Below are 12,871 nucleotides of genomic sequence, written 5' to 3' on the forward strand. Positions count from 1 at the left end.
TATGAACTGACGTCCGCTGATCGGGTGTTGCAGAAGACTCCGTTCGGGTTCGACGTGTCGGTGTGGGAGTTCTTCTGGCCGCTGCTGGAGGGCGCGGCGCTGGTGGTGGCGCGTCCGGGTGGTCATCGGGAGCCGGAGTACCTGGCCGGGTTGATCGCGGGGCAGGGGGTGACGACGGCGCATTTCGTGCCGTCGATGCTGGAGGCGTTCCTGGCGGAGCCGGCCGTGGTGGCGGGTGCGGGTGCGAGCCTGCGGCGGGTGGTGTGTTCGGGTGAGGCGCTGCCGCTGAACCTGCAGCAGCGCTTCTTCGAGGTCTTCGACGGCGTGGAGTTGCACAACCTGTACGGGCCGACGGAGGCCTCGGTGGACGTCACGGCGTGGCAGTGCGTGCCGGGGCAGATGGCGGGTGTGGTGCCGATCGGTGCGCCGATCGCCAACACCCGTCTGTACGTCCTGGATGCGCGTTTGCAGCTGGTGCCGGTCGGTGTGGCGGGTGAGCTGTACCTGTCGGGTGTGCAGTTGGCTCGTGGTTATGCGGGGCGTTCCGGTCTGACGGCGGAGCGTTTCACCGCGAACCCGTTCGAGGCGGGTGTGCGGATGTACCGCACCGGTGACATCGTCCGCTGGAACGCGGCCGGTCAGGTGGAGTATCTGGGCCGTGCGGACGATCAGGTGAAGATCCGTGGTTTCCGGATCGAGCCGGCGGAGGTGCAGGCCGTGGTGGCCGCGCACCCGCAGGTCGCCCAGGCGGCCGTGGTGGTCCGCGAGGACGCGCCGGGCGACACCCGTCTGGTCGCCTACGTCGTCGTCGAGGACACCGCGACGTCCGAACTCGGCGCCTCCCTCCGGCAATTCGCCGCCCAGCAGCTCCCGGAGTACATGGTCCCCTCGGCGGTCGTCGTCCTGGACGCGCTGCCGCTGAGTGTGAACGGCAAGCTGGACCGCAGGGCCCTTCCCGCCCCGGCGTACACCGCCGGTGCGGGTCGTGGCCCGGCCAACGCCCGCGAGGAGATCGTCTGCGCCGCCTTCGCCGAGGTCCTCGGCCTCGAAGGCGTCGGCGTCGATGACAACTTCTTCGCCCTGGGCGGCCACTCCCTGCTGGGCATCCGCCTCGTCGAGCAACTGCGCCTGCGCGGTGTCGCGGTGTCGGTGCGGACGCTGTTCCAGTCCCCGACCCCGGCCGGTCTGGCGGCGTCGACCGGTGCCGTCCAGGTGGACGTGCCGGCCAACCTGATCCCCGCCGACGCGACCGCGATCAGCCCGGAGATGCTGCCGCTGGTCGACCTGTCGGCCGACGAGATCGCCCGGATCGCCGCGACCGTCCAGGGCGGCGCGGCGAACATCGCCGACATCTACCCGCTGGCCCCGCTCCAGGAGGGCCTGCTCTTCCACCACCTCCTCGCCGACGGCGGCGAGGACGCCTACGTGCTGCGGGCGGCCCTGGAGTTCGACACCCGGGCTCGGCTGGACGCGTTCGTCCAGGCGCTCCAACTGGTCGTGGACCGGCACGACATCTTCCGTACGTCCTTCGTCTGGGAGGGCCTGCGCGAGCCGGTGCAGGTGGTGTGGCGCAAGGCCGAACTGCCCGTCAGCGAGGTGTCCCTGGCCCCGGACACCACCGATCCGGCGGCCGAGCTGCAGGTGATCGTCGGCTCCACGATGGACCTGGGCCGCGCCCCGCTGCTGCGGGTGGACTACGCGGCGCTGCCGGGCGGAGGCTGGATGGCGCTGGCCCGGATGCACCACACGGTGCGCGACCACGCGGCGCTGGAGGTCGTGCTCAGCGAGGTCCGGACGATCGTGGCCGGCCGCAAGGCCGAGCTGCCCACACCGCTGCCGTTCCGCAACTTCGTCGCGCAGGCCCGCGGCGGTGTCCCGCGGGTTGAGCATGAGCGGTACTTCGCGGGCCTGCTCGCGGACGTGGACGAGCCGACCGCGGCGTACGGGCTGCTGAACGTGCGCGGCGACGGCGCGGACTCGGTGCACGGGGTGACCGCCTTCGGGGACGGGCTCGACGCCCGCCTGCGAGAGACCGCGCGCCGCCTGGGCACCAGCCCGGCGACGCTGATGCACGTGGCCTGGGCCCGGGTGCTGGCCGCGGTCAGCGGCCGCGCCGACGTGGTGTTCGGCACGGTGCTGTACGGCCGGATGAACTCCGGGGCCGGGGCCGACCGGGTGCCCGGACCGTTCATGAACACCCTGCCGGTCCGCGCCCTGACCGACCGCCACGGCGTGCTCGCCGCCGTCACCGCGATGCGCGACCAGCTCGCCGAGTTGCTGGAGCACGAGCACGCGCCGCTGGTCGCGGCGCAGCGGGCCAGTGGCATCGTCGGCGACACCCCGCTGTTCACCTCCTTCATCAACTACCGCCGCAACGAGGGGCAGAGCCCCGAGGAGCGCGCCGGCGAGGTGATGGAGGGGACCCGTCTGCTGCTGTCGCGGGAGCGCACCAACTACCCGCTGGTCATCCTGGTCGACGACAACGGTGACGGGATCGAGGTCGCCGTCGACGCGGTGGCCCCGATCGACTCGGCCGAGGTGGGCGCGCTGGTGCGAACCGCCACCGAGAACCTGGTGTCGGCGCTGGCGACGGCGCTGGACGGCGGCCCGGAGCTGCCGCTGAGCGAGGTCCGGGTGCTGGCGGAAGCCGAGCGCTCGCGGTTGCTCAGCGAGTGGAACGACACGGCGACCGAGACACCGGCCGACACGGTGGTCGGCATGTTCGCGGCCCAGGCGGCGCGGACCCCCGACGCGGTGGCGATCGTCGCCGACGGCGAGCGGGTCTCGTACGCCGAGCTGGACGCCCGGGCGAACCGGCTCGCGCAGTACCTGGTTGGCCAGGGCATCGGGGCCGAGTCCGCGGTGGGCCTGGCGCTGCCCCGCGGCGTCGAGATGATCACCGCGATGCTGGCGGTGTGGAAGGCCGGTGCGGGCTACCTGCCGATCGACCCCGAGCAGCCGGCCGACCGGGTGGCGTTCATGCTCACCGACAGCCGGGTGGCCCTGGTGCTCACCACCGAGGAGGTGCTCGACGACCTGCCGGCCGGCCGGATCCGGTCGGTCGCGCTGGACGACACGCTGACGGGGATGCAGCTGGCCGCGGCGCCCGAGACCGCGCCGGCGACGGTGGCGGACCCGGCCGGCCTGGCCTACGTGATCTACACGTCCGGCTCGACCGGCCGCCCGAAGGGCGTGGCGGTCACCCACGGGGCGCTGGCCAACTACGTGGCCACGGTTCCGCTGCGGATCGGGTACCGCGGGCCGGGTGCCCGGTACGCCCTGCTGCAGGCGCAGGTCACCGACCTGGGCAACACGGTGCTGTTCGCGAGCCTGGTGACCGGCGGTGAGCTGCACATCCTGGAGGAGGGAGCGGTCACCGACCCCGCCGCGGTCTCCGGCTACCTGGCCGAGCACGGTATCGACCACCTGAAGGTCGTCCCCTCGCACCTCGCGGCGCTGAGCGCGGTGGCCGGCCTGGAGCAGGTGCTCCCGGCGCGGTCGCTGGTGCTCGGCGGCGAGGCCGCCGCCTCGGCCTGGGTGCGGGAGCTGGTGGCCGCGGCCGACGGGTGCGAGGTGTTCAACCACTACGGTCCGACCGAGACCACCATCGGTGTCGCCACCACCCGGCTGACCGCCGATCTGGTCGCCGACGGAGTGGTCCCGGTCGGCCGGCCGGTCGGCAACACCCGGTTCTACCTGGTGGACTCCCGCCTGCAGCCGGTGCCGGTGGGCGTCGCGGGCGAGCTGTACGTGGCCGGCGCCCAGCTGGCCCGCGGCTACGTCCGGCGCCCCGACCTGACCGCGGAGCGGTTCGTCGCCAACCCCTTCGAGCCGGGCGGCGCGCGCATGTACCGCACCGGTGACCTCGCGAAGTGGACCGCGGACGGCCAGGTGGTCTTCCTCGGCCGGGCCGACGAGCAGGTGAAGATCCGCGGCTACCGGATCGAGCCGGGTGAGGTGCAGGCGGCGCTGGCCGCGCACCGGCAGGTCGCCCAGGCGGCCGTGGTGGCCCGCCGGGACGCCCCCGGTGAGACGCGCCTGGTCGCGTACGTGGTGCCCGGCGCCGGCGCGGACGCCGAGAACCTGGCCGCGCAGCTGCGGCAGTTCGCCCTCGAGAAGCTGGCCGAGCACCTGGTGCCGTCGGCCGTGGTGGTGCTGGACGCGCTGCCGCTGGCCGCCAACGGCAAGCTGGACCGCAGGGCGCTCCCGGCGCCGGACTTCGCGAGCCGGGCCGGCTCCGGCCGGGGCCCCGCGGATGCCCGCGAGGAGATCGTCTGCGCGGCCTTCGCCGAGGTGCTGGGCCTGGAGAAGGTCGGCGTCGAGGACGACTTCTTCGAGCTGGGCGGGCACTCCCTGGTGGCCGTCCGGCTGGTGGAGATCCTCCGGGCGCAGGGCGTCTCGGTGTCCGTCCGCACCCTGTTCGACAACCCCTCGTCGGCCGGCGTGGCGGCCTCGGTCGGCGCCGAGCGGATCACCGCGCCGGCCAACCGAATCCCGGCGGACGCGCGGGAGATCACCCCGGAGATGCTCTCCATGGTGGAGCTGACGGCGGCGGAGGTCGCCGCGGTGGTCGCGGCCGTCCCCGGCGGCGCGGCCAACATCGCGGACGTCTACCCGCTCGCCCCGCTGCAGGAGGGTCTGCTCTTCCACCACGTGCTCGCGGACGGCGGCGATGACGCCTACGTGATGCCGGCGGTGCTGGAGTTCGACTCCCGGGCACGCGTGGACGCCTTCGCCCGGGCCGTGGACCAGGTGGTGGACCGGCACGACATCTACCGCACCGCCTACGTCTGGGAGGGCCTGCGCGAGCCGGTGCAGGTGGTGCTGCGGCATGCGCCGCTGTCCGTCACCGAGGTCGCGCTGGACCCCCGGGGCACCGATGCGGTGGCCGAACTGGTCGCCCTCGGCGGCCACTCGATGGACCTGGCCGACCCGCCGCTGATCACCCTGCACGTCGCGGCGGCCCCCGGCGGCCGGTGGCTGGCGCTGGTCCGGGCGCACCACATGGTGCGCGACCACACGGCGCTGGTGGTGCTGCTGACCGAGGTCCAGGCCTTCCTGACCGGCCGCAGCGCGGAACTGCCCGCCCCGCTGCCGTTCCGCGACTTCGTCGCCCAGGCCCGCGGCGGCGTGGCGCGGGAGGAGCACGAGCGGTACTTCGCCGAGCTGCTGGGCGACGTGACGGAGCCGACCGCCCCCTTCGGCCTGGTCGACGTCCGCGGCGACGGCACCGGCCTGGTGCGCAACCCGGTCGAGCCCGCCCCGGCGGTGGACGCCCGGCTGCGCGAGGTGGCCCGCCGCCTCGGCACCAGCCCGGCGACGCTGCTGCACGTGGTCTGGGGCCGGGTGCTGGCGGCCGTGTCGAACCAGCCGACCGTGGTCTTCGGCACCGTCCTGTCCGGCCGGATGAACGCCGCCGCCGGTGCCGACCGGATCCCCGGCCCGTTCATCAACACGCTGCCGGTGCGGGTGCGCGAGCCGCGCCTCGGCGTGGTGACGGCCGTCGCCGCGATGCGCAGCCAGCTCGCCGAGCTGCTGGAGCACGAGCACGCCCCGCTGGTGGTCGCGCAGCACGCCGCCGGCGTGGCCCCGGGCAGCCCGCTGTTCACCTCGTTCATCAACTACCGCCGCAACGCCGGCCAGAACCTGGACGAGCGCTGGGACGGCGAACTCGACGGCATCGGGTTGGTGTTCGCGAACGAGCGGACCAACTTCCCGCTGGCATTGATGGTCGACGACAACGGCGTCGACATCGCGCTGTCCGTGGACGCGGTGGGTCCGGCCGACGGCGCCGCGGTGGGCGAGATGGTCCGCACCGCGATGGCCAACCTCGTGTCGGCGCTGGAGACCGCGCTGGACGGCGGCCCCGAGCTGCCGCTGGACGCGGTGGCGGTGCTGGACGAGGACGAGCTGCACCGGATGCTCGGCGAGTGGAACGACACCCGCCGCGGTCTGGCGGCGGCCACCCTACCCGAGCTGTTCGCGGCGCAGGCCGCCGCGCACCCCGACGCGCCGGCGCTGGTCGCCGACGGCGTGCGCCTGACGTACGCCGAGCTGGACGCGCGGGCCAACCGGCTGGCGCGGCTGCTGATCGGCCGTGGCGTGGCCCCGGAGTCGGTGGTCGCGGTGGCCCTGGAGCGCGGGGTCGATCTGGTGGTCGCCCTGCTGGCCGTGGTCAAGGCCGGTGGCGCCTACCTGCCGCTCGACCTCTCCTACCCGGCGGAGCGCATCGCCCACATGCTGGCGGACTCCGCGCCCGCCGTGGTGCTCACCGACGGCCGGGGGGCCCTCGTGGCCCCGGGCCTGGACCGGGTGGAGCTGGACGACGCCGCGACGGTCCGCGAGCTGGCGGGCCTGGCCGAGGGCCCGCTGGTGGCGGCCGAGCTGCGCGCGGCGTCGGGCGCGGACAACGCGGCCTACGTCATCTACACCTCCGGCTCCACCGGGCGGCCCAAGGGCACGGTCGTTCCGCACCGGGCCGTCGACCGGCTGGTGCGCCGTTCCGGCTTCCTGCCGCTCGGCCCCGGGAACGTCGTCGGCCAGCTCTCCTCGGCCTCCTTCGACGCCGCGACCCTGGAGATCTGGGGACCGCTGCTCAACGGCGCGACCCTCGCGGTCGCGGCACCGGGCGCGCTGTCGATGGCCGAGCTCAAGGCCTTCCTGACCGCCCACGCCGTCGACACGGCCTGGCTGACGGCGGGTCTGTTCCACGAGGTGGTCGACCAGGACCCGTCGGCCCTGGCCGGGCTGCGCCGCCTGCTGGCCGGCGGTGACGTCCTCTCGCCCGCGCACTGCCGCCGGCTGCTGACCGCCCTGCCCGAGATCCGGCTGTTCAACGGCTACGGTCCGACCGAGAACACCACCTTCACCACCGTCCACGAGATTCTCGCGGCCGACCTGGTCGAGGGCGCCGTCTCGGTGCCGATCGGCAGCCCGATCGCCGACACCCGGGTGTACGTGCTGGACGCCGCGCTGCGCCCGGTGCCGGTCGGGGTCGAGGGCGAGCTCTACACCACCGGCGCCGGTGTGGCCCGAGGCTACGACCGGCAGCCGGCCCTGACGGCCGAACGCTTCGTGGCCTGCCCCGTCGAGCCGGGCGCGCGGATGTACCGCACCGGCGACCGGGTGCGGTGGACGGCGGACGGGCGGTTGGTGTTCGTTGGCCGGGCCGACGACCAGGTGAAGATCCGCGGCCTGCGGATCGAGCCCGGTGAGGTGGCCGAGGTGCTGGCCGGCCACCCGCGGCTGGCGCAGTCCGCGGTGATCGTCGGCGAGGACGCCTCCGGCGGCCGACGACTGGTCGCCTACGTCGTCCCCGTCGACGATGCGGGTGACGAACTGCCCGTCGAGATACGGGAGTTCATGGCCGACCGACTGCCCGAGTACCTGGTCCCGGCGGCCGTCGTGGTCCTCGATGCCCTGCCGCTGACCGCCAACGGGAAGCTCGACCGTGCCGCCCTGCCCGCCCCCGCGTACGCGGCCGGCGGCGGCCGCGGCCCGGCCGACAGCCGCGAGGAGGCCGTCGGCGCCCTGTTCCGCGAGGTGCTCGGCCTGGAGGCCGTGGGCATGGACGACGACTTCTTCGCCCTGGGCGGCCACTCCCTGCTGGCCACCCGCCTGGTGACCCGGGTGCGGGAAGTCCTGGGCACCGAACTGCCGCTGCGGGCGGTGTTCGAGGCCCGAACCGTGGCCGGGCTGGCCCGGCGCGTGGGAACCGAGAAGTCAACCACCAGGCCGGCTCTGCGGCCGATGCGCAACCACGAGGAGTCCTGATGGTTCCCCTGTCCTTCGCCCAGCGCCGGCTCTGGTTCATCAGCCAGCTGGACGGCCCGAGCGCCCGGTACAACCTGCCGGTCGTGCTCCGGCTCACGGGCCGGGTGGACGGCGTGGCGCTGAACGCGGCGCTGCGGGACGTCATCGGCCGCCACGAGGTGCTGCGCACCCTCTACGCGGTCGCCGACGGCGAGCCCCACCAGCACATCCTCGGGTCCGACGAGCTGGACTGGGACCTCACCCTGGCCGAGGTCGCCCCGGAGGAGCTGGACGAGGCCGTCGCGGCCGCGGCCCAGTACGCCTTCGACCTGTCGCGGGAGGTCCCGGTCCGGGCGGCGCTGTACTCGACCGGCCCAGAGGAGCACACCCTCGTCCTGACCGTCCACCACATCGCCGGCGACGGCTGGTCGCTGCGCGTCCTCGCCCGGGACCTCTCGGCCGCGTACGAGGCGCGCCTCGCGGGCCGGGCCCCGGCGTGGGAGCCGCTGCCCGTCCAGTACGCCGACTACGCGCTCTGGCAGCGTGAGCTGCTCGGCGACGAGGACGACCCGCAGAGCCGGATGGTACGTCAGGTCGCTTACTGGCGCGCCGCGCTGGCGGACGTCCCGGAGGAGCTGGCGCTGCCGGCCGATCGCCCGCGTCCCGCCGTCGGCTCCTACCGCGGCCACCGGGTGCCCCTGGAGGTGCCCGCCGACGTGCACGCCGGGCTCGCCGAGCTGGCGCTGGCCGAGGGCGTCACCCCGTTCACGGTGCTGCGCGCCGCCCTGGCCGTCCTGCTCTCCCGGCTCGGCGCCGGCACCGACGTCCCGATCGGCTCGGCGGTCGCCGGGCGCGCCGACTCGGCCCTGGACGACCTGATCGGCTTCTTCGTCAACACCCTGGTCATCCGCACCGACCTGGCGGGCGACCCCAGCTTCCGGGAGCTGCTGGCCCGGACGCAGGAGACCGCCCTGGCGGCCTTCGAACACCAGGACGTGCCCTTCGAGAAGCTCGTCGAGGAGCTCGCACCCGCCCGCTCGATGGCGCGCCACCCGCTCTTCCAGGTCGTGCTGAACCTCCAGAACAACGCCGCGGCGGTGCTGGAACTGGCTGGCCTGCGGGTCGACGTGGCCGGCGCCGGGGTCCACGGGGCCAAGTTCGACCTCGAGGTCGACTGCTGGGAGACCTTCGACACGGCGGGCCGCCCGGCCGGTCTGCGCGGCTCGCTGACCGTGGCCGCCGACCTGTTCGAGGAGGCGTCGGTCGGGCCGCTGGCAGGGCGCCTGGTGCGGGTGCTGTCCCAGCTGGTCGCCGACCCGTCGGCGCCGGTGAGCGGCGTCGAGGTGCTGGACGCCGCCGAGCGCGCACGGGTGCTCGGCGAGTGGTCCGGCGACCGGCCGGCCGAGCCGGCCGCGTTCCTGCCCGAGCTGTTCGCGGCGCAGGCGGCGCGGACCCCGGAGGCCACCGCGGTCGTCTTCGGCGACGAGGTGCTCAGCTACGCCGAGCTGGACGCGCGGACGAACCGGGTGGCGCGCCACCTGGTCGGCGCGGGCGTGGGCGCGGGAGCCGTCGTCGGGGTCTGCCTGGAGCGCGGTGCCGACCTGGTGGTGGCCCTGCTGGCCGTGCTGAAGGCCGGGGCGGCATACCTGCCGCTCGACCCGGAGTACCCGGCGGAGCGGCTGACGTACGTGCTGGCGGACGCCGCGCCGGTGTGCGTGCTCACCTCGGAGGGGTGCGCCCCCGCGCTGCCGGAGGGCGTGGCACGGCTGCTGGTCGCGGACCTGTCGGTCGCCGACCCGTCCGGCGCGGAGCCGGACGGCGCGTCGCCGGTCGCGGCGGTGCGGGCACAGGACGCCGCGTACGTCATCCACACCTCCGGTTCGACCGGCCGCCCCAAGGGCGTCGTGGTCCCGCACGTCGCGCTGGCCGCGCACCTGCGGGGCGCGGCGGAGCGGGTGCCGCTGACCGGCGGCGACCGGCTGGTGGCGGTGACCACGGTGTCCTTCGACATCGCGGCGCTGGAGCTGTTCCTGCCCCTGGTGTCGGGCGGGGCGGTGGTGGTGGCCCCGCGTGACGTGGTCCGCGACCCGGCCGCGCTGCTGGAGCTGGTCAGGTCCTCGGGCGCGACGGTCGTGCAGGGCGTTCCCTCGCTCTGGCGGGGCGTGCTGGAGGCCGGCGCCTGGCCGGCCGCGGTGCGGATGCTGGTCGGCGGCGAGGCGCTGCCGGGCGAGCTGGCGGCCCGGATGGCCGCCACCGGCGCGCCGGTCGTGAATGTGTACGGGCCCACCGAGGTGACCGTCTGGGCCACCTCCGCCCCGGTCGCGGGCGAGGGGCCCGTGCTGGTCGGCCGGCCGTTCGCCGACGTGCGGGCGCACGTCCTGGACGAGCGGCTCCGGCCGGTCGCGCCCGGTGTGGCGGGCGAGCTGTACCTGTCCGGCGCCCAGGTCGCCCTCGGCTACTTGGGCCGCCCCGACCTGACGGCGGAGCGGTTCACCGCGAGCCCGTTCGAGCCGGGAGCGCGGATGTACCGCACCGGCGACCTCGCGCGCTGGACCGGCGACGGGCAGCTGGAATGCCTGGGCCGGGCCGACGACCAGGTGAAGGTCCGTGGTTTCCGGATCGAACCGGGCGAGGTCGAGGCGGTGCTCGCCGGCCACGACACGGTGGCGCAGGCCGCGGTGGTGGCCCGCGAGGACGTGCCGGGCGACGTGCGCCTGGTCGCGTACGTCGTCGCCCGGTCCGGCGCGACCGTGGACGGCGCGCGGCTGCGCGCCCACGCGGGGCAGAGCATGCCCCCGTACATGGTGCCGTCGGCGGTCGTGGCGCTCGACGCCCTGCCGCTGACCGCCAACGGCAAGCTGGACCGCAAGGCCCTGCCGGCCCCCGGGCAGACGGCGGCCGCCGACGGCCGCGGTCCGGCGACCGTCCAGGAGGAACTGCTCCGCGGGGTCTTCGCCCAGGTCCTCGGACTGGCCGAGGCCGCGGTCGGGGTCGACGAGGACTTCTTCGCGCTCGGCGGCCACTCCCTGCTCGCGACCCGGCTGATCAGCCGGATCCGCGCCGTGCTGGGCGTCGAGGTGCCGCTGCGGACGCTGTTCGAGACGCCCACCGCGGCGGGCCTCGCGGCCCGGCTGGTGGACGCGGACACGGCTCGGCTGGAGCTGACCGCGGGTGAGCGGCCGGAGCGCGTCCCGCTGTCCTTCGCGCAGCGCCGGATGTGGTTCATCGGCCAGCTGGAAGGCCCCAGCGCCACCTACAACATCCCTGTCGCCCTGCGACTGACCGGTGACCTCGACCGGCAGGCCCTCCACGCCGCGCTGCGCGACACCCTGGCGCGCCACGAACTGCTGCGCACGGTGTTCGCGGTGGGCGAGGACGGCGAGCCTTGGCAGCGGATCGTCCCGGTCGAGGAGCTGGACTGGGAACTGTTGGTGGTCGAGGTGGCGCCGGAGGGGCTGGACGCCGCCGTGGCCGGGGCCGCGGGGCACCTGTTCGACCTGGCGGCCGAGGTGCCGATCCGGGCCTGGGTCTTCTCCACCGCGCCGGACGAGCACGTCCTGGTGGTCGTGGTGCACCACATCGCCGGCGACGGCTGGTCGTGGGCGCCGCTGGCAGCGGACGTCTCGCGCGCCTACGTGGCGCGCTGCGCCGGCGGGGCGCCGCAGTGGGCGCCGCTGCCGGTGCAGTACGCGGACTACGCGCTGTGGCAGCGTGAGCTGATGGGCGACGCCGACGATTCGGAAAGCCTGATGTCGCGCCAGATCGATTACTGGCGTGGTGCGTTGGCGGGTGTTCCGGAGGAGTTGGCGCTGCCGGTGGACCGTGTCCGTCCGGCGGTGGCCTCCAACCGGGGTCACGAGGTGCCGGTGGAGGTTCCGGCGGTGCTGCACGCGGAGCTGGCGCGGGTGGCGCGGGCCGAGGGCGTGACGATGTTCATGGTGCTGCAGTCGGCGTTGGCGGTGCTGTTGTCGCGGCTGGGTGCGGGTACGGATGTGCCGATCGGTGCGGCGAACGCGGGCCGTACGGATGCGGCGCTGGACGATCTGGTCGGGTTCTTCGTGAACACGCTGGTGGTGCGGGCGGATCTGTCGGGTGATCCGACGTTCCGTGAGGTGCTGGGCCGGGTGCGGGAGACGAGTCTCTCGGCGTTCGCGCACCAGGACGTGCCGTTCGAGCGGCTGGTGGAGGAGCTGGCGCCGGCCCGGTCGATGGGGCGGCACCCGCTGTTCCAGACCGTGTTCACCATGCAGAACAACGCGCACGCCGTGGTCGAGCTCGCGGGCGTGCAGGCGAGCCCGCTGTCGACGGCCGCCGAGGTGGCCGCGCGCTTCGACCTGGACGTGCTGCTCGGCGAGGCCTTCGACGCTCAGGGCGCACCCGACGGGCTGCGCGGCGCGGTGATCGGTGCGGCCGACCTGTTCGAGGCGGACAGCGTCGGGCGGATCGCGGAGCGCCTGGTGCGGGTGCTCGAACTGGTGGCGGGCGACCCGGGCGTGCGGCTGAGCGCGGTCGACGTGCTCTCCGCGCGGGAGCGTTCGCAGGTGCTGACCGAGTGGAACTCCTCGGCGGTGGACTTTGGCTCGGTGCTCGTGCCGGGGCTGTTCGCGGAGCGGGTGGCTCGTACGCCGGATGCGGTGGCGGTGGTGGCCGATGGTGAGCGGGTGTCGTTTGCGGAGTTGGATGTGCGGGCGAACCGGCTGGCGCACTACCTGGTGGCGCAGGGCGTGGGCGCGGAGTCGGTGGTGGGCGTGTGCCTGCCTCGGGGTGTGGACGCGGTGGTGGCGATCCTCGCGGTGTGGAAGGCGGGCGCGGGCTATCTGCCGGTCGACCCGTCGTATCCGGTGGAGCGGATCTCGTTCATGCTGGCGGACAGTGGTGCGGTGCTGACGCTGACCGATGAGGAGGTGCTGGACGAACTGCCGGCCGGGCGTGCCCGGTTGGTGGCGGTGGACAGTGCGCTGATGGTGATGCAGTTGTCCGCTCAGCCGGAGACGGCGCCCGTCGTCGAGGTGTCGGCCGACGGTCTGGCGTACGTGATCTACACGTCGGGTTCGACGGGTCGTCCGAAGGGTGTGGCGGTTCCGCATGGCGGTCTTGCCAACTATGCGCGTTTCGCGGC

2 protein-coding genes are annotated in these 12,871 nt (G+C 74.4%); both read left to right on the top strand.

Annotated elements, in window-relative coordinates; all coding sequences use genetic code 11:
• Window positions 1-6: 6 nt before the first annotated feature.
• Window positions 7-7,773: an amino acid adenylation domain-containing protein gene (locus ACIG5E_RS38260; RefSeq protein WP_396541737.1), complete on the top strand. Its 7,767-nt coding sequence runs from the start codon at window positions 7-9 to the stop codon at window positions 7,771-7,773.
• Window positions 7,773-12,871, top strand: a 5,099-nt coding sequence (locus ACIG5E_RS38265; RefSeq protein ID WP_396541735.1) for an amino acid adenylation domain-containing protein, incomplete at its 3' end; no start/stop codon positions are given. The genes ACIG5E_RS38260 and ACIG5E_RS38265, both read left to right, overlap by 1 nt.

This window comes from Kitasatospora sp. NPDC053057, assembly GCF_044546945.1.
Taxonomy (GTDB): domain Bacteria; phylum Actinomycetota; class Actinomycetes; order Streptomycetales; family Streptomycetaceae; genus Kitasatospora.